Genomic DNA, 20,073 nt, shown 5'->3' on the forward strand with positions numbered 1-20,073 from the left:
ATAAACCGTTCAAACCCGCTTTGACAAAGTACTATAATTAAAGCGTTTACAAAAGCTTTTGATTGAAAAATAGATATCTTGAGGGAGGAAAAAAGAGAATGAAAAAGCTCAAATGGTCTCTACTCATCATGATTATTGCTGTGTCTGCTTTGATTCAAGCCTGCGGAACGAGCAGCGGCGGCAACAACGGGGTGTCTAATGGGGAAGAAGCCGGAACAAACGGTCCAAAAGAGGGGAAAGTAAAAATCAAGTGGGCTACATGGGGAAATCCGGGAGAATTAACAAGGTTTCAAGATTTCACAAATGATTTTAATAAGAAGCATCCTGAAATTGAAGCGGAGTTAATCCCGATCCCGGGGGAGTACGATCAAAAAATCTTAACGCAATTGAGTGGCGGAACGGCCCCAGACATTTTCTATGCCGGTGACGCTTTTATTGTAAAACTGATTGAAAACGGCAGCATCGAGGAGCTCACACCGTTAATGGATGATGCAAGAAGCGCGGTTAAGAAGGAGGATTTCTTCCCGGGCCTATGGGGAGCCGCTGAGCGCGACGGTAAAATATACGGGGCCACGGTAGACAATAACCCGATGGTGCTTTGGTATAACAAGAAGGTGTTAAAGGATGCAGGCATTACTGAAATGCCCGCCGATTTGCAGATAAATGGTCAGTGGAACTGGGACGCTTTTAAGGAAATGACCGATAAAATCCGCGAAAGCGGCAAATATGGTTACGTACTTGATAATGCATGGAACAGCACACACAGTTGGGTAACCTCTAACGGCGGAAAGGTTTATGACGACAACGGCAAATATATCGGCTACACGGATCCGAAAGCGGTCGAAGCATTCCGATTCTTATATGATAACGTCCAGAGTAAAAACATTACATTTGCCGGCACGCTTCCAAAAGGACAAGGCGGCGATGCGATGTTTATGTCCAATCAGGTTGGCTTTGTCGGCGCAGGACGCTGGTACCTGCCGCTGTTCAAGAAAAACGCTAGCCTCGAGTACGATATCGTCACGTGGCCGACAAATACCGGCAACAAAATCGAGCCCGCAGGTATCCCGACAGCCTATATGGTACTGAATAAGACTACCAAGCATAAAGAGGCGGCTTACACCTTCTTGTCGGAATTCGTCAATAAGGAAGGTCAAACATACCGTCTTCAAGGAGGCGGCAATGCAGTTCCTTCGGTATCGGGAGCAGACGAAGTGGTGCTTGAAGGGAACCTTCCCGAGCATGCGCAGTTTTTCCTGGATGCCCGTGAAATCGGCTATGCATTAACCCCGTTTGAAGCGAGTATTCCCGGTCTGAGTAATGACATCAACTCCCGTTTTGAGGCGCTTTGGCTGAAAAATGAGGATTTGGATACAGCAATGAAGGAAATCGAGAAGTTGGCGAACAAGAAGATTGAGGAATACAAAGGAAAAAAATAAGCAGGCAGCAGTCCTTTCACAAGGAAATGGAAGGGGCTTCCGAACATTCGGAAATCCCTTCCTTCTTACTATAATAGAGGAAGGGTGGCGTGGCGTACATGGATATGAAAACGGCCGTTAATAATGGGCCCTCCCCGTCAATAGACCAAACAGATACGAAACGTCATTTCATGAGGACGAAGACGATGGACAACCTTTGGGGATATTTTTTCATCTTTCCGCAAATGGTCGGTTTGGTTATCTTTTCGTTGACTCCGCTTATATTGGCTTTTGCCATCAGTCTAATGAGCTGGGACGGCTTCGGTGAACGGACCTTTGTCGGACTGGACAATTTCGTGAGGCAGTTTAAAGATCCCGATTTCAGGACCGCGCTTGTTAACACGCTGTATTATACCGTTCTCACCGTACCGACCGGCATCATTCTGGCTATGCTTGTTGCTATTGGCTTAAATAAAGTAAAAGGAAAGGTACTTTACCGGCTCATTTATTTTATGCCTAACATTACGATGTCCGTAGCGGTAGCAGTCGTTTTCATGTGGCTCTTTAACGCGGATTTCGGGCTGATTAATTTATACTTAAAAGATTGGTTCGGCATTGAAGGTCCCCGTTGGCTGACAGACACGCGGTTCGTAATGCCTTCCATTGCGCTTCTTAGCATATGGATGGGGCTTGGAGGCAGTATGGTGCTTTTTCTTGCCGGATTACAGGGAATATCGGCGACATATTACGAGGCTGCACAAATTGACGGCGCCAGCAAATGGCAGCAGCTGCGGCATATTACGGTTCCTTTGTTGTCATCGACTACTTTTTTTGTCACCATCATGTCCGTGATCGGATCTTTCCAGGTGTTTGATCAATCCTTTGTCATGACCTCGGGTGGACCGGCAAAAGCCAGTTATACACTTGTATACCACATTTATGACTCGGCATTTGTTGATTTTACCTTCGGTACAAGCACATCGGCCGCTGTCACGCTGTTTGCGATGATTTTGACGCTGACCTTGCTGCAGATGAAAATATCCAAACGTTGGGTTCATTACGAAGAATAAGGATGACCGGGAAGGAGAAAAACTCATGAATTCGAAAAAGCTTCACCCCTCTACGATAGTGCTTCATGTCGTGCTGATCATTGGGGCCTGCGTCATGGGGCTGCCATTCCTATGGATGATACTCAGCGCGCTAAAGGATTTGTCCCAAGTATTCGTCGTTCCGCCTAAATGGATTCCAGAACCGTTCGTATGGTCCAATTTCAAAGCTTCGTTAACGGCCTTGCCTTTCGGGCGAGCTTACTTCAACAGCTTCTATATTAATGTCATCGTCGTATTCGCGCAGCTGATAACATGCTCCATGGCTGCATACGCTTTCGCCAAAATCCGGTTCCCATTCCGGGAACCGTTGTTCATATTGTTTCTTGCAACGATGATGGTGCCCGGACAAGTGACAATCATCCCGCTGTACTTGATGATGAAAAATTTCGGTTGGCTCGATACGCATCAGTCGATCATCGTGCCTGCTGCCTTATTAAATGCCTTTGGCGTTTTTCTGCTCCGCCAATTTTTTAGAGGCATCCCGAAGGAAATGGAAGAAGCAGCCATTGTGGATGGTGCCAATCGATTTACGATCTATACGCGCATCATGCTTCCGCTTGTCAAGCCTGCGCTTTCAGCGCTCGGCATATTCACGTTTCTGGGCATGTGGAACAATTTCTTTTATCCGCTTATCTTTCTCAACAGCCCGGAGCAATTTACGGTACCTATGATGCTGAATCTATACCGCGGCATGTATGCGACGGACTGGACGCTGATGATGGCTGGTGCTTCAATCGCTCTGCTCCCGGTACTGGTCGTTTACATGATCGGACAGCGTTATATTATTGAAGGGGTAACGCTGTCCGGCATAAAAGGATAAACCGATCATAAAAAAACGGGTTTCCCGATGCGTGGAATAACGGCATCGGATTACATAAAAAGGTGCCAGGATCCCTTATTTCGCCATACGGTATCCGTATTGGACCCGTACACGCCTTATCTTTTAAATCGAAATATTTTGGTGAATTCCTTGGTCAAATAAACACATCATTTGCCGGTTTTAGACTATGGAGAGTGCTGCTTCATCACGCTACAATTAGGGGTAGGCATATAAATCGAGGGAGTGAACTGGTTATGGGGAAGTTTTATGTACCTAAATCACGTGCGAGGGATAACAGATATTTAGTAAGCGTGAAGGATTATTCCCACTATCACAGAGAAGGCTACTTAATTGTCAGAAACTTATTGTCAAAAGAAGACATCGACGAGTTATATGAATTAGCAGAGCAATCAAGGCTTAATAGCCTTCAGCTAGATAATCAGGCAGATCGTGATAGTAAGGATCCTCTCAAAGAGGAATTTGCAAAGGCGACACGAATTCATATGATGTCTCGTTTAAACGGAGCAGCGGAGAGGGGCATGCTTAACCCTCGAATAGTCGATGTTACAGAGGCGTTGGTTGGGCCGGATGTATACGCTCTTCAGTCTATGCTTTTCTTAAATCCTCCTGGAAAAGGTGGTCAAGGTTGGCATCAGGATGCATGCTATATTAAGACGCATCCGGATACGCTAATCGGAGCGTGGATCGCCTTAGAGGAAGCAGATGAAGAAAATGGCTGCTTATGGGTTGTACCCGGTTCGAACCACGAACCGATATATCCTCCTGATGGTGTCGGAGGAGGAAATGTGCATGCGGTGGATGCATTCGAGGATTTGAATGGCGTGCAGAACGTGAGCCATTTAGACGATAATGTGAATACGTTATCTAAGGTTGTCGCAAACTATCCTCCTGCCATACCCGTTCGGCTAAGTCCTGGAGATGTTTTATTTTTCCATTCGCATCTACTTCATCGCTCTTATCAGAATCGAACCAAGGACCGGTACCGTCGCTCATTCGTTTGCCATTATTGCAATGCACGTTCTTGGGTGCCATGGGACCATGACGGATTCGAAGGTCATTCAGGGAATTACCGTCAAATTCTCGTCCGCGGAAACACAAACCTTCCTTATGCCGAGCCAGCATTCGGAACTGAGGTTTATTTGGCAGACGGAGAAGAAGAATCGAGCAGCGTTACAATGATGGGGATGGATAATGGTATGGTGATGCCAATGGGAATGGAAAAAGGCGAATAAGTCGGAGAAGGTATCCTGGAAGGGAGGGCATCGACCCGCCTTTACGAATCTTGGTGTGTATCCGTGTCCGGTTCAAAATCCTTTGCCCGTATGGATTGGCAGTGGGGGTAATTCAAAGTCGGTCATACGAGCAGGGGTACTTGGACTGCCTCTTGTTTTGGCGATCATTGGCGGGAGTCCCTTGCAATTTGCTCCGCTCGTACCACTCTATAAGAATGCTGCTACTCATGCAGGACATGATGCATCGAAATTAAAGATAGCCGTGCACTCACTCGGGTTCATCGCGGAGAGTACTTCTCTAGCGGTTGACAAGTATTTTCCTCCTACTCAGGCATCGTTTAATTATTTTGGTAAAGAGCGCGGTTGGGGACATTATAGCCGTTCACAATTCGATGCCGCACGCAGCTTAGAAGGCGCACTCTATGTAGGCGATCCCGAAACGGTTGCCAACAAAATTATTCACATGCGCAAACATTTAGGTTTCACACGATTTTTCCTGCATTTGCCCGTCGGCACCATGCCACATGAGGATGTTATGAAAGCCATTGAACTATTGGGAACGGAAGTCGCACCGCGAGTTCGGGAAGAGGTCGCAAGATGGGAAGCTGAGGAAAGAACTTTCTGAGGATCATATTCGCAACGCTCCCATGGCTGGACCGGAGAGTCCTCGAAGTTCAGTGAATAAATGGAAATTCATATAATTTATAATATTTCTTGGAAAACAAAGATGAATCCCGATATTCGTGAGTCTCAGTGACAAAATTTTTGACATAACTTGTAGGATTCAAACTTGATATAGGATTAAAAAGGATTTGTTAATCAAAAGAGGTCAACCAGTAAAAACTGGCTGGCCTCATCATACAACTCAGACTGCTACTAATATAAATGCAGCCTAATTAGGATAAAGTTCTAACCTCTATACCGACTATTAATCATCATACTTACGTCGATTTCATTAAAGTGCATCCTCACTTACTCGAATTTAAAATGAATATTTTTCTCTTCTCCTTCTAAATGCCTCTTCCGAACCTTCCATGAAATGGAGCAAAGTGTCTCGTACAATTGTTTTTTTCAAGCCCACCCTCGGCTTTTAATATTCCACTCCCATATTTGCAATGATAGTGTAGGCAGTCGCGACAAGAGTGATTACATAACTCGAAGCGGCTGCTTTTTTTGTTTCATTCGCAAGCAAGCTCTTAAATATATAAATATCTGCCCTAGAAGTGGGATTTTCCTCATTATGGAAGCGGGGGTAGTCTGCTAAACTGAACACGCACGAAGGAAATGTAAGGGCTTTCAATCGAGGGTCGAGGCTAATGAATACAATCATGAAGGAGGACATTTGCAAATGTTAAAGGTTAAAAGATGGTTTAATGCGTTTCTGACGTTGGCGCTAATGGCGTCGGTTCTTATTATTCCGACAGAAACCGCTCAAGCTGCACCAGAATTAACAATGGACGCAGGAGCAGCGCCCGCAGAGATTTTTCCTTACGATCAATCCACAAGGTATTCGGCTTCAGCGAACTTCACGCTCAAAGCGAATGGGGTGCCAATCCCGGTAATTAAAGCATACAACGATTATGATTACGCTCATTTCTCGATGTCCGGCGGCCCTGTGACGTATGAGGTGACGATTCTGAATACGGACAAGGTGCATGAGTACGCAATCAGTCCTAAGAAACTTGGAATCAAGGCTGATAGTGTTGTAGGCAGAACGTTAACGATTACAACTCAGAAGGATGAGTATTTGATCATTTCAATGAACAACCGAACAACGAGGCTCGTCATTGCAGCTGATCCGGCGGAAACCGATATTCCCGCCTCATCAGGAGAAGGAATCTACAATATCACCGAAGCTCCTTACCAAGTAACGACAACTGGCGTTCAGACGGGTGTTACCGAAAGAACGGCAGCGATCCAGAAGGCAATTGATGATGCCAGCAGCTACGGTACAGGACGGGGAAATAACGCTCAAGGCGTTGTCTACGTACCGGCTGGAACGTACTATATTGGTAACTTATTACTGAAGAGCAATACAGCCATCTACATGCAGCCTGGAGCAACCTTTGTCGGCACAGGGAAGACGGCTGATTATACGGAGCATTGGTTTAAAAATTCCATGGGCAGACCGGCAACATGGTGGATCTCCACAGTGTTTAACTCCCAGAATATTAAGATTTACGGACGTGGAACGATCGATGGAAACGGAAAAATGCTGCACGACGATAAGAGTACCAACAATAAAGGGATGATCAACAACCTAGTAGTCCCAATTGCCACGTCCAACTTTACCATGGACGGTGTCATCATTCGAGAGTCTGCGGGGTGGGCTGTCATGCCTGTTCGTTCCAATGATTTGGTATTTACAAATTTAAAGATGTTTAACAGCCTTGGCATGGGCGAGAATGACGGGATTGATATCGTCGAGTCGCAAAATGCTGTGGTACGCAATTCGATTGGCATTGCTTTAGATGATCCTTATTCGACGAAAGCATGGAAAGAGGATACGGATATCGCATCAGGAAAAGTTCCTTGGCCTGGGAGCCCAGAACCAGTGAGCAATGTTGTGATCGAGGACAGTATCACATGGACCTTATGTTACGGTTACAAAATAGGTCAGGGTGTCATGCAAAATCAAGACAACATCACATTTAAAGATGGCGTTGTGTATAAGGCAGCTGTAGGCTTCGCGATCCATCATAAATATGGGGTCGGCACGGTAAGCAACGTGGCGTTTAAAAATATTGATGTGGAGGACATTAGTGGTAAAAATGAGGATAATAGTGCGTGGATGACCCTGTTTACGGTGAATCACAATAACAATGGCGTAGGGCCGATCACTGGGGTTACCGTGGAAGATATTACTGTGCGTGACGCCGGTGAAAGCTTTGCCAAAATCAAAGGGCAAGAAGGGGCATTGATAACTGGCATTACCTTTGAAAATGTTTATATGCCGGGGAGTTCTAAGCCTGCGACGACTTTACATGAAATGAATTTTACGGATCGGGAATTTTATAGCGGAGTTACGATTAAACCGGTGCAGGAACAAGAACCGAGACCACGGACCAACTTGGCACTAAAACAACCGGCAGTCGGATCTTCAAGCGACGGTTCGACCGATACAGCTTCTTTGGCCTTCGACGGTAATTTTACAACGCGTTTCGGGTCCAAGCGAGGCGTGGATCCAGGATGGTTGTATGTTGATCTTGGCGAAAGCAAACGAATCAACGAAGTACGTCTCTATTGGGAAGCGGCGTACGGCAAAAGCTATCATATTCAAGTGTCCGATGATGCGGAGAACTGGACCAATGTGTTCAGCACAACAAGCGGAAAAGGCGCTTTGGAAACGATTGCATTTAACGAAGCTAGTGCCCGTTATGTTCGCATGCACGGAACGGTCAGAGCTACGCAATACGGATACTCCATTTGGGAATTTGAGGTGTATGGACCAGAGATATTAGCAGACAGTATTAAGCTTGATAAGACGAAGCTAGACATGTTGACAGGCATGACGGAGCAGCTTGCGGCATCGCTGCTTCCGGAGAATACAACGAACAAAAAAGCATTTTGGACATCGAGTAATCCAAATGTCGCAAATGTAAACGACAGCGGTCTCGTCACCGCAACAGGCCCTGGTACCGCCACCATTACAGCTGCAACGTCAAATGGAGAATTTTTGGCGACGGCAGCGGTGACCGTTACAGGAATCGGTACGCCTTCATTGCATGCCGCTATTGCTGGGGATGGGCAAGTGAGTTTGAACTGGGACGCAGTAGAAGCGGCGACAAGCTATCAAATATTTAGCCGTGCTGCCGAGGGTTCCTACGGTGAGGCTCTAGCTTCTGTGAACAGCACTGTTAACAGCTACAAGGCAGAAGGCCTAAGCAATGGAACGACCTATTTCTTTGTGATTAAGGCGGTCTATCCTGGAGGAGAGAGTGCTCCGTCCAATGAAGTCAATGCCACGCCGCAGGTAGCGCCGGTACTGGATTTTGTCGCTCCAGAGGATGCTAACATTCACTATATGGGCAGATGGGACCGGAGCTCATCAACAACATATAAAAGCTACTGGCCAGGCGCATCCCTGCGGGTTAGCTTCACGGGGAAGAACGTCCAAATTAAAATGGGTGCTTCAGCGAATCTGTATGCCAAGATCGATGATGGTCCTTACGTTTTGTATGAAAATGCGAACGGAACCGTCCCCATAACATCGACGCCGCTTCCTGCTGGAACACATCGATTAACCGTAGTTTCAAAAGATATTCTGGATGTCCTGTCCTTTCAAGGACTGCTTCTTGACAGCGGATCGACCACTGTACCAGCGGCTCCGAGGGAACATTTGATTGAGTTCATTGGCGATTCCATTACCGTTGGCTACACAACGCCTGAAGTATCGATCGGTTCCTACGCATGGCTAGCGGGAGAGCAGTTAAATGCCGATCACACTCAGATTGCCTACACCGGGATTTGCCTGGAGACAGGTATAGCTTGCTATGCGCCTAATTCGCTCGGGATGCGCGAGCAATATTTTAAACTGCAGCCAGGTGATTATCCGGACTCACCGGATTGGAATTTCAGCACTTACCAGCCAGATGGGATCGTTATTAATTTAGGGACTAATGATGCTAAGTTCAATGTGTCCGATAGCGATTTTCAGACCACATATACGGCATTTCTCCAGCAAATAAGGACGAAGTACCCAGCTGCGCAGTTGTTTGTTCTTCGCACCTTTGGCGGCTTCAAAGCTGCGCCTACGCTAGCCGCAGTCAATAGCCGAATCGCTGCAGGCGATGACAAGCTGCATTATGTAGATACATCCGGATGGTTAGATACATATCCGTCATCCGATTTCAACGACAGTCTGCATCCTTCCAGCGCCGGACATGTCAAGATTGCTAATCGGCTTGCGCAGGTAATGCAGCCTTATCTCAAACCTTCCGAACCGCCGGTTGAGGCGCCAGAGCTGCAAGATATTACGGATAAGAAAGCAGGAGATACGGTTACCATAACCGGGCATACAGAGCTGAGCACGTTGACAATTAAAGTGTTAAGACCGGACCAAAGCATCCTCTATGTCAATGTGTTAAAGGGCGGAAATTTCAGTGACTCATTTACGCTGCCGAATGGCGCTATGATCGGGACGTATACGATTGTTGCCGGAAGCGGGGATGTACGGACGGTGAAGCGTTTCGAGGTCATCGAAGAAACAGGCAGCGGATCAGAAGTTCTAGCAGATGAGATCAGTCTGAACCCTTCCGTTTACACCATGGCTGTTGGCAGCCAAGCGCAGTTTACAGCAACTGTATTGCCTGTTAATACAACGAATAAAACGGTGATTTGGTCTGTATACAATGAAACAGGTCAAGCTCAGATTGATCAGCAAGGGGTATTAACAGCGATTAAAGCAGGAATTGTTACAGTAAAAGCTACGGCAAAAGATGGATCAGGCATCGCGGGTAATTCTCTCGTAACCATCACTCAGAAAAATGATGGGGGCGATAACGAATCTTCGAATAATGGGGGCAATACAAACCATGTCTTGCCTTCGGTCATTCCGGTTATGAAAGATGGTATGGCATTCGTACAGCTCGATGAGAAGCAAACATCAGCCCTTGTATCCATGAATGACATTCAAGATCGAGCACTGCAAGTGAAGGCTGGAGGTGCTTCTGTCACCATTGATCAGAAGGAGTTGAAATATCTCCTTTCTAAGGCAGGAACGATGGAAGAAGCTATCGTACAAGTCAAGTTGGAACCGGTTACCGGCACTGTCAGGCAGATTCAGCAAGGGGCAGCGCTTTTAAGAATCTCGGGCCAAATCTATGAAATCAAAGTGTCCTTGCTAACTAAGGATAATCGCGAGATTAAAGCTCAACAATTGCATGGAAGCGTCGAAATTTCCTTGCCTTATGACAAGGATAATACGGATCCCTTGCTGCTTGGTGTTTATTATAACAATGAGCAGACGGATCAATGGGAGTTTGTTGGCGGGAATACGAATCCGGATACAGCAACGATCACCGTGCAGCTGAAGCATTTGAGCAAATATGCAGTTACCGAATATAGAAAGTCGTTTGATGATGTTAACAAAAGCCACTGGGTGGCGCGTACGCTGGAAGTGTTATCGGCTAGACATATCATAACAGGCAAAACGGAAAACTTGTTTGTTCCTGATGATAAGACCACACGCGCAGAGTTCACAGCTATGCTGATAAGAGCTTTAGGACTGACGGCAAATACAACCGCAAACGCATCTCCATTTACAGACGTTGATAACAACGCATGGTTTGCTGGTGCTGTCCAAGCCGCTTATGGGGCTGGAATCGTTAAAGGAGTCACGGATACTGAATTTGCTCCTCATGCAGCGATCACTCGTGAACAGATGGCGATTATGCTTGTGAATGCTTATGAATTTAAGCATGGGAAGATTAGCTTGGCAGCAAAACCTTTGCAATCCTTTGAAGATGGGTCTGACGTATCTGAATGGGCAGTGGAAGCCGTTAATAAAGCATTGGCGGTTATGGTGATGCAAGGGGTAAAGGATGGCGAGTTTGATCCAAAGTCTCAAGCAACCCGCGCGCAAAATGCGCAGGCTATCTATAATCTCTTGTTCGAGGAGGAGTGAATATGAAAAGAAGACGTCATAGGCTCCACGTCGTCGTAAGTTTGTTATTGATAACTTGTTTGATGACCATCAACTTTAGCTTTGTAACAGGATTCTCCAAAGAAGTCACTGCTGCTGAGCTTGTACAAACTTCGAACGCAATTACATCTAATTCTTCGGTAACCGAAGCGACCTACAACGTGAAACTGCCGGATGCCAACCCTGCTGCACAATCAAGCGTGCAGCAGTCGGTTTATGTATCCGATCTGGACTGGGTAAGCTCTGAGTCTTACTGGAGTCCGAGTAAGCGAGATCAATCATTGGACGGCAATCCGCTTACCTCCGCCGGCATCGTGTACAGCAAAGGGATCGGCACACATGCAAGCTCCAAAATCGAATACAATCTCGATCCCGGGTATAAGCGCTTTACAGCTTTAGCAGGTATCGATGACGAAGTGAAGTCCAACCCGGAGTTTGTGAAGGCCAAAGCGAAATTTTACGTCAAGGCTGACGATGTCGTCATTGCGAGCTCGCCCGAGTTGAAAATTAACGAAACGTATATGTTCAACGTCAGCATTCCTGCTGGGGCAAAGACGCTGACATTGATTACGGACAATCTGGGCGATCCTACGTGCGATCACACAAACTGGCTGGACGCCAAATTCCTGCTGAGTGACGGTTCCGACGAATGGGAGCCTTCAGAACCAGTGAATATCGCGAGTCCTCAAGGAAAAGTGACAAGCACCATAGAGCACATGAACGGCAGACTAGCGTATTCTATGAAATTTAATGGAAAAACAGTGGTTGAAAAGTCGTTTCTTGGCGTCATTATCGAGGGTATCGACATCGGCGATCATGCGGTTTGGGATCAAGCCGAAGTGGTGGCAAGTTCACCTGATGCCGTTTCATATCCATGGATCGGACAGCATTCCACGGCTCGCGATCATCATACGCTGACGGTAATTCCAATGATCAATACGATTACTGGAATGAAGTATTCGCTGGAAGTGAAGCTGTTCGATGACGGTATCGCTTTCCGTTATGTACTTCCACAAAGATCTGCGGATTATGCTATTTCCGGCGAAAGCAGCAGTTTTAAAATTCCTGTTGACAGCACAGTCTGGTACCAACAAAATACGATCTCCTATGAAGGGCGATTTACGAAACAAAGCGCCCAATCGGTTCCTGTCGGCACCAAAATCGGACCGCCGATGACGATAAAGCTGCCTGATAATGGCGGCTATGCGGCGATAACGGAAGGCGCTTTGGTCGATTATGCCGGAATGACCCTTGTCGCCGAAGGGAACAGCACCTTCAAGGCTAACTTTATGAATGGGGGGAGCTGGACTTTATCCGGTTCCGTGGCAACGCCTTGGAGAATCGTATCCGTTGCAAACGATTTGAATGGCTTAGTGAACAGCGATATTGTTCCGAACGTCAACCCCCCGAGAGCAGCCATCTTTGATAACAACATGGACTGGATTAAGCCAGGGCCATCGACTTGGTCTTGGGTCGTCGATGGCGATGTTTCGCTGAAGAATATGAAACTTTATATCGATTATGCTTCTGAACTCGGTATTCCATACAACTTGATCGATGAGGGATGGACTGACTGGGCTGCTACGCCCGATGCTTACTGGGCCGCTGTCAAAGAAGTTGTCGATTACGGCAAATCCAAACATGTGGAGAGCTGGTTGTGGAAATCGGCTTCAGACCGTTCGGGTGAGAAAGGCATATTCAATCGTGCTGACCGTTTGGCCTTTTTCGAGAAGGCGCGAGCCGCTGGTGTTGTCGGTGTGAAGCTTGATTTTATCGATGGGGAAGAACTGTATAAGATCAACTTCTACCGCGATACGCTGGAGGATGCGGCCAAATATCAATTGATGGTCAACTTTCACGGCGCCAATAAGCCGACCGGCTTATCTCGTACATATCCGAACGAGATAACCCGGGAAGGCATTCACGGATTGGAGCAAGGCGCGCCTCCGGCAGACCATAACACAACCTTGCCCTTTACTCGTTACTTGGCCGGTCATGGCGATTATACGCCGATGTCAATGAGCAATCGTATGGGGCAAAGCTCCTGGAGCCATCAGATTGCCACGGCTCTCAGCTTCACGTCGCCAAGTCTTTCATTTGGCGAGCATCCGGAGAATATGTTAATGAATCCGGCTGTGGAGCTCATTAAGAGCATTCCAACCGCATGGGACGAGACGATCGTGCTCCCTGGCAGCGAGATCGGCGAGGTATCGGCCATGGCTAGACGTTCGGGTACCACTTGGTATGTAGCCGTAATGAATGGTTTGCAGGAGTGCTCGATGGATGTGGCGCTATCGTTTTTGGGCAGTGGGAATTATACGGGACACATTTATATGGATGATAGGACTAAACAAGACGGATATACAATTGAGAATAAGACGGTAAACTCAAGCAGTGTGCTGAATCTGTCGATGCGCGGTAGCGGAGGTTATGTGGCTAAGTTTACGAAGCTCGATATGGAGCCATTTGGCGGTGGATTTCTGGATAAACGAAAAGTGTACCTCAAGCCCGTGGACGCTTCGAGTGAAATACACTACACGCTTGACGGATCCGAACCGACGGCAAGCTCGCCTAAATATGAGAATTATATTGAAATCACTTCTTCTTCCGTCGTTCGCGCAAAGATTATGAATGGAGAAGGAGCAGGAAGCGCTGTTTCCGCCCGCTTTAACAAGACGTCGCCGTACTTGCAGATCGTCTATGATGGTGAACGCAGCTGGATGGATATAGGCGGTAAAGTAGCCATACAAACGAATGCAGAGGGAAGCAGCTACGAAATTCGTTATTCTATCGATGGCAGCGAACCGACCAGAGATTCGCTGTTGTATAAGGAACCGTTTACGTTGCCGGTGAGCAGCGCAACCATAAAAGCAAAGCTGTTCGTGCAAGGATATGGGGATTCGAATACGGTATCCAAAACGCTGCATACTTTTGAGCATAATGGTCCTGTACCGCCCCTGCCGGATGTTTATTTGGATCAAATGGATTGGGTGAGCGCGACATCAGGATGGGCAAACGTACCCAAAAAAAATAAATCCATCGATGGAAATAAGCTGACTGTCGCAGGCCAACGATACGACCATGGGTTGGGTACACATGCAAACTCTGACATTGTTTACAATATCCCGACAGGCGCAAAAAGGTTTGTCGCTGTGGCGGGAACAGATGATGAAGTTAATGAAAACGGTGGGTATGCAAGCATGTTCTTCAAGGTTTATGTGGATGAAAAGTTGATTTCATCCTCGCCGCTTGTCGGCAAAGGCATGGTGTGGAACTTTGAATACCGCTGCCTGACGGCGCAAAGCAGATCAGATTATCTCTGAATGACGCCGGCGACAAGAACTTTGACCACGGGGATTGGATTCATGCGGGGTTTATGAATACAGGACCTAAAGTTGAGCCATATACCTTTATTTCGGACGGCGTGCTCGATCGTAGTTCGGGTATTGGAGCCAAGGTGGAAGTAGCGCCCACTCCGGGAACAGAACCGCGACAAGGCAAGCAAGTAATCGTGTTCCAGTTAATGAACGACACAACGCCAGTAAGCATCTTCGCTATAGAAGCAGATCCTATTTCTACTGCTAAAGAGTTCGCTGCTTTCTTTGATGTCGAAGATGCTGCGCAATTATCCTATACAGTGAAAGTATTTGTTCTGGATCAGCTTGACCAAGAATTGACCGCTTCTGTTAGCTTGGCGGTTCCAACCTTATTGAAATAAATAAAAAAGCAGTCGCCTCAAGCGGGTTCTTAGCTTGGGGCGACTGCTTTTTGTAAATATTAGTACATTTCATATCCTGTTGTATAAAACGAACGGGCAGCTCTGCTTAGTTGCTGTCATTAGACAAGCCGAGTTAATTAAATCTTTCTTTTGATATTCTTATTAACTCAGATACGGCCGGAGTATAATAAGAGTCTTTGCGGCGAACAAACAAAGTCGCAGTTTTGAATAATTTCTCTGATATTTTTTGAATTTGAAGACTATAGTGCTCACTCGCCCTCTCCACAACTGAACGGGGTAACAGCGAAATGCCAAGCCCCGCATGGATACATCCAAGGATTCCTTCAACGGTACCGAACTCCATAATTTTGGATGGCCTAATTCCTTTAAGACTTAACCACTCTTCATATTTTTGACGGTATGAGCAACCAATTCTAAAAACGAGTAGAGTTTTATTTTGTAACTCTTCAGTTCGCTCAATTGATAGGTTTTGTCCTCCTGTTACGAGCACAAGCTCTTCATAACCGATCTCCGTTGTTTCTAACTCTTCATGCTCAATTGGTGCGGATACGAATGCACCGTCCAATTCAAACTTCAGGACTAACTTAGTGAGTTCGTCCGTCGTGCCAGTTTTCAATGTTAAATCAACCCCTGGATAGGAACTATGATAGTCGGCGAGAATATTCGGTAAACGAACTGCCGCTGTAGTTTCAAGGCATCCTATTCGAAGTGGTCCTTGTGGTGTTGATCTATCCGATACAACTTGCTCGGCCTCTTGCGTAAGAGATAAAATTTTCTCTACATAAGACTTAAGGATCTGTCCTGATGTAGTAAGCTGAACTCCTTGACGTTGCCTATAAAATAAAACGGTATTAAGTTCATTTTCAAGTTGTTGAATACGTATGCTTATACTCGACTGAACGTATTCCAATTTCTCAGCCGCTCGTGTAATACTGCCTTCGTTTGCCACAGTCAAAAAAATGTGCATGTCGCGGATCTCCATAAACATCCTCCCTTTTAAGTATTGTTTTTTTTAATGTCAGGCATCGTTTAACTTCATTTTACACAATATCATGGTGAAGTTACAATTAAAACAGGAGGGGGGAAGATCAATCTTGTCACGTTCAAAAATAAAAGTAAATGATAAAGCTGCTTCGACAAAAATCTTAATTGGTGGATTTGTTATGCTCGCTATTGCAATGGGTATCGCTCGTTTTTCATACACCTCGATACTCCCATTCATGCAGTCACAAACTAATTTATCCATAACAGAAGCTGGTTATTTGGCGGCAAGTAATAACTTAGGTTACTTAGTTGCAGCTTTTTGCGCGGGTTTCATTGCATTTGGAGAGCGTAGATCTACTCATTTGCGATTTCAAATGGGTTTATGCATTTTAACAACAGGATTAATGGGGGGTGTATCTTCGTTTTCTTGGTGGATGATACTACGGTTCATAGCTGGTATGAGTAGTGGTTTTATTTTTGTCCTTGCATCGAGTTTTGTTTTAGATGCACTTCTTGCTGAGAATCGTGAAAAAAGGATCGGTATTTTTTACGGTGGGGTTGGATTTGGTATTGCACTATCAGGGTTACTCATTCCATTGTTCAGTCTTCACTCATGGAGAGGAGCATGGATTGGTCTCTTGGTTATTAGTATTATTCTTGTTGCATTTATTTGGAGTTATATCCAGGAGCCTAAAAAGCAACACATTTCCCTAAAAAGTAGCGATAAAGAGTCTACTGAAAAAGAAACAAAGTTATTTCCTTATTTGCTTATTGTATATGGTCTTGAAGGTTTGGGTTATATCGTTAGCGCGACATTTTTGGTTTCTTATGTAAAACAAGTTCCGAATATGGAATTTTTTTCTGATTATAGCTGGATTATCGTTGGGGTAGCGGCGGTGCCATCGACTATATTCTGGTCTTGGTGTATGGGTAAAATGGGTTATGTAAAGCCATTGATAATTGCGCTTATTCTACAAGCTATAGGGGTTATATTGCCTGTATTAGTACCTAATATCGTCGGTGTAGGTCTGGGTTCAATTCTGTTTGGCGGGACCTTTATGGGGATTTCTATGCTTGCCATTACCGCGGCACGTGCATTAAAACCTACAGGTGGTAGTCAAGCCATTGCGTTGATGACTGGTTTTTTTGGGATTGGACAAATCCTTGGTCCCATAGGGGCAGGTTTTGTTATGGATGCAACAAATAGTTACAGCATATCCTTGGCTCTTGCAGCCTCGGTACTAGTTATTGCTGTAATTGTAATGATAGCGGGTAGTGTTATGTTCAAGGGTAAAAATCTAGAAAAAAATGCAGTACAGTTTTAACTACACAGTTAATATATTATCGAAAAAGGAGACCCTCTAAAAATGTTTGAGACTGATTTAACACGTCGATTAAATATTCGATATCCGATCATTCAAGCTCCTATGGCAGGCGGCCCTGCAACAACTAAATTAATAGCAGAGGTTTCAAATGCTGGGGGGCTTGGCAGTCTGGGGGCTGCATATTTAACACCAGAAATACTCCGGAGTACAATTCAAGAGATCAGGCAGCTTACGGAGCAGCCCTTTGGAGTTAATTTATTTGTACCAGTGGAAACAACCGAATCTCAAGCAACAATTGAAAAAATGACAACATGTTTGAATAAATATCGCATTGAGTTAGGGATTAAGGAAAACCCACCGATTGAGAACGTGTCGGAGTCTTTTGAAGAACAAGTACAAGTATTACTTGAAGAAAAAGTCCCGGTATTTAGTTTCACGTTTGGTATACCTTCTAAAGATGTGATCCAGGCTATGAAAAAACAGGGAACTATTGTGATAGGAACAGCAACTATTGTTGAAGAAGCCAAACAGTTAGAGTTGGCAGGGGTGGATGCGATTGTGGCGCAGGGAAGCGAAGCCGGAGGGCATCGAGGAACGTTTCTGGGAAACACTACGGATTCTTTAATAGGAACTATGGCTCTAGTTCCTCAGATTGTGGATCAAGTATCCATTCCCGTTATTGCATCAGGCGGGATTATGGATGGAAGAGGCCTTGTAGCGAGCCTTGCATTAGGAGCATCTGCCGTACAAATGGGTACTGCATTTCTAGCGTGTATTGAAAGTGGTGCCCATAATGTTTATAAAAAGACTATTCTTTCAGCAAACGAAGACTCCACTGTAGTTACGCGTGCATACTCAGGTAGAGCGGCACGTGGTATTCAGACTAAATTTACAAAAGAGATAGATCAATATCCTGGAGTAATTCCTGTTTTTCCAATTCAGAACGCGATGACAAGAGATATTCGGAAGGCAGCGGCTAAAGCTAATAACCCGGAGTATATGTCGCTCTGGGCAGGTCAGGGGCTTAGATTAGCAACCGATCATTCTGCAGGTACAATTATTCAACAGACTATGTATCAATCTCATATACTTCTTGAAAAAATGATCAAAGTTAGTGATTGAAGTAATTCGATTGAAGTTAGGGATAATTAGCAAGACGAGGTCAAATGAGAACAAACAAAAGCTCTATTCTTTTTTAGCAGATAGGCTAGAAACGAAATGCATCTGTTAAATTGGAGGAAATAACATGTCGACATATCATTTTTTAGAAATAGAAGGATTACAAGTGTTTTATCGCAAGGCCGGCAATCCAGATAAACCAGTTATTTTATTACTTCATGGTTTTCCGTCCGCAAGTCATATGTTCAGAGAACTAATGCCTGTATTAGAAAAAGACTACTATTTGATTGCCCCTGACTATCCTGGTTTTGGTAATTCATCATCGCCTGACAGAGACAATTTTCAATATACATTTGACAATATTACTGAAATCATGGAAGCCTTTATTAATCAACTTAGGATTACTAAATATGCATTATATGTCTTTGACTATGGAGCGCCGATTGGCTTTCGTTTAGCTATGCGCCGTCCAGAGAACGTAACAGCAATAATAAGTCAGAACGGCAACGTTTATCGTGAAGGACTTGGTGAAAAATGGGCGGATCGAGAAGAATATTGGCGTAATCCAACACAAGAGAAACGAGACAGTTATCGGACCGCCTTTGATCCTGATACAATAATAAACCAATATATTGATGGAACAAAAGAAAATCAAGTTTCCCCAGACGGATATACTCTTGATATTGCGTATATGTCCCGACCTGGAAATGATGAAAAACAACTAGATTTAATTTTTGACTACCAAACTAATGTGAAAATGTACCCAGAGTTTCAAAAATATCTTCAAGAATACCAGCCGCCTTTATTAGCAGCTTGGGGTAAAAATGATATTTCTTTTATTCCGGAAGGTGCGAGTTTGCGCTTGCCTGTGATATGCGTTTCGCCAGCCTAGAGAAGGCCATCTTCGGACAGCCTGAAGTGGCTGTCGGTGTCGTACCAGGAGGTGGTGGTAATGAAATGCTCTCCCGTTTGGCGGGTCGCGCGCGCGCCCTTGAGATTATCCTTAGCGGTGACGACTATGATGCCCAAACGGCTGAACGCTATGGATGGATTAACAGAGCGATCCCTGACGCAGAATTAGACGGCTTTGTGGAAAACTTGGTTCGAAGAATTTCGGTATTCGATCAACAGACTTTAAGTGAGACCAAGAGGCTCCTTAATCGCACTGGAATCCCTGAAGCCTCAGAATTGCTGGAATCTCGAACAGCCTTTATCTCTGGAGCCGTGTCAAAAAATACTCAGGAAAAAGTGTCAAAAGCAATTGCGCGAGGCTTTGGTCAACGAGGCGATTTCGAGCTTAATTTAGGTCATCATATAAGCAATATTGAATAGTTGTCTTTTCCGATCGGCAAAAAATCCTAATCTGATATGCCGTATAATCAACATGTTTAGTTGACCCTTATAATGATTTCTTATCGGATGATTTCGAAACTAGGTGCCCCGAAGGTGTGCGAGCATAATACACAATATAACTATTCATTCAAAAGCTACAGTTTAAGACTAGGACTCTCCACTCCTATCCAAATTCTATAGTACTCATCATGAGTGCGGGCCACCCTTCGGGGTGTTTTTTTTATGATTGAGTTATTTTGACGTGGGCAGGATCATTATGGTAAATGTCGAATGTTGAAGGAACTTGATGCAGAGAACCATTTGTATTAGC

At 45.2% G+C, this 20,073-nt stretch carries 12 protein-coding genes and 1 pseudogene; 12 read left to right on the forward strand and 1 reads right to left on the reverse strand.

The features are described 5' to 3' along the window. Positions 1-98 precede the first annotated feature (98 nt). The 8 genes and pseudogenes from HI950_RS02305 (at position 99) to HI950_RS02340 (ending at position 14,961) form a co-directional block, all read left to right on the forward strand. Complete coding sequence (locus tag HI950_RS02305; protein WP_169081775.1) at positions 99-1,439, forward strand: ABC transporter substrate-binding protein; 1,341 nt, start codon at positions 99-101, stop codon at positions 1,437-1,439. A gap of 170 nt (positions 1,440-1,609) precedes the next feature. Next, positions 1,610-2,488 carry a carbohydrate ABC transporter permease gene (locus HI950_RS02310; RefSeq protein WP_411268065.1) on the forward strand — a complete coding sequence of 293 codons (879 nt, stop codon included), beginning with the start codon at positions 1,610-1,612 and terminating at the stop codon, positions 2,486-2,488. 25 nt (positions 2,489-2,513) lie between these two features. Beyond that, positions 2,514-3,347: a carbohydrate ABC transporter permease gene (locus tag HI950_RS02315; protein WP_169081773.1), complete on the forward strand. Its 834-nt coding sequence runs from the start codon at positions 2,514-2,516 to the stop codon at positions 3,345-3,347. A gap of 254 nt (positions 3,348-3,601) precedes the next feature. Continuing rightward, the gene (locus HI950_RS02320) at positions 3,602-4,600 is read left to right on the forward strand and encodes a phytanoyl-CoA dioxygenase family protein (protein ID WP_169081772.1); all 999 of its coding nucleotides are present in this window, start codon (positions 3,602-3,604) and stop codon (positions 4,598-4,600) included. Further along, a pseudogene (locus HI950_RS02325) lies at positions 4,590-5,225 on the forward strand (LLM class flavin-dependent oxidoreductase); the annotation flags it as partial. The gene HI950_RS02320 and the pseudogene HI950_RS02325, both read left to right, overlap by 11 nt. Positions 5,226-5,948: 723 nt before the next feature. Further along, a complete protein-coding gene (locus HI950_RS02330; RefSeq protein ID WP_169081771.1) occupies positions 5,949-11,225 on the forward strand; it encodes an S-layer homology domain-containing protein in 5,277 nt (1,758 codons plus the stop codon). 2 nt (positions 11,226-11,227) lie between these two features. Next, a complete protein-coding gene (locus HI950_RS02335; protein WP_169081770.1) occupies positions 11,228-14,566 on the forward strand; it encodes an NPCBM/NEW2 domain-containing protein in 3,339 nt (1,112 codons plus the stop codon). Between the two features lie 53 nt (positions 14,567-14,619). Further along, positions 14,620-14,961, forward strand: a complete 342-nt coding sequence (locus HI950_RS02340) for a hypothetical protein (RefSeq protein WP_169081769.1) — start codon at positions 14,620-14,622, stop codon at positions 14,959-14,961. 133 nt (positions 14,962-15,094) lie between these two features. Here HI950_RS02340 and HI950_RS02345 read toward each other — a convergent pair whose 3' ends face one another. Continuing rightward, complete coding sequence (locus HI950_RS02345; protein WP_169081768.1) at positions 15,095-15,964, reverse strand: LysR family transcriptional regulator; 870 nt, start codon at positions 15,962-15,964, stop codon at positions 15,095-15,097. A gap of 112 nt (positions 15,965-16,076) precedes the next feature. On the opposite strand from HI950_RS02345, the gene HI950_RS02350 reads away from it, so the two are divergent. The 4 genes from HI950_RS02350 to HI950_RS02365 all read left to right on the forward strand — a co-directional run bounded on the left by HI950_RS02350 (position 16,077) and on the right by HI950_RS02365 (position 19,742). Beyond that, complete coding sequence (locus tag HI950_RS02350; RefSeq protein WP_223285067.1) at positions 16,077-17,291, forward strand: YbfB/YjiJ family MFS transporter; 1,215 nt, start codon at positions 16,077-16,079, stop codon at positions 17,289-17,291. Positions 17,292-17,333: 42 nt separating this feature from the next. Next, positions 17,334-18,413: an NAD(P)H-dependent flavin oxidoreductase gene (locus HI950_RS02355; RefSeq protein WP_169081766.1), complete on the forward strand. Its 1,080-nt coding sequence runs from the start codon at positions 17,334-17,336 to the stop codon at positions 18,411-18,413. Between the two features lie 124 nt (positions 18,414-18,537). Next, complete coding sequence (locus HI950_RS02360) at positions 18,538-19,302, forward strand: alpha/beta fold hydrolase (RefSeq protein ID WP_169081765.1); 765 nt, start codon at positions 18,538-18,540, stop codon at positions 19,300-19,302. Continuing rightward, positions 19,284-19,742: an enoyl-CoA hydratase/isomerase family protein gene (locus HI950_RS02365; protein ID WP_169081764.1), complete on the forward strand. Its 459-nt coding sequence runs from the start codon at positions 19,284-19,286 to the stop codon at positions 19,740-19,742. Before HI950_RS02360 ends, HI950_RS02365 begins: the two co-directional genes overlap by 19 nt. Positions 19,743-20,073 lie beyond the last annotated feature (331 nt).

The organism is Paenibacillus sp. PL91 (assembly GCF_012935325.2).
GTDB lineage: Bacteria > Bacillota > Bacilli > Paenibacillales > Paenibacillaceae > Pristimantibacillus.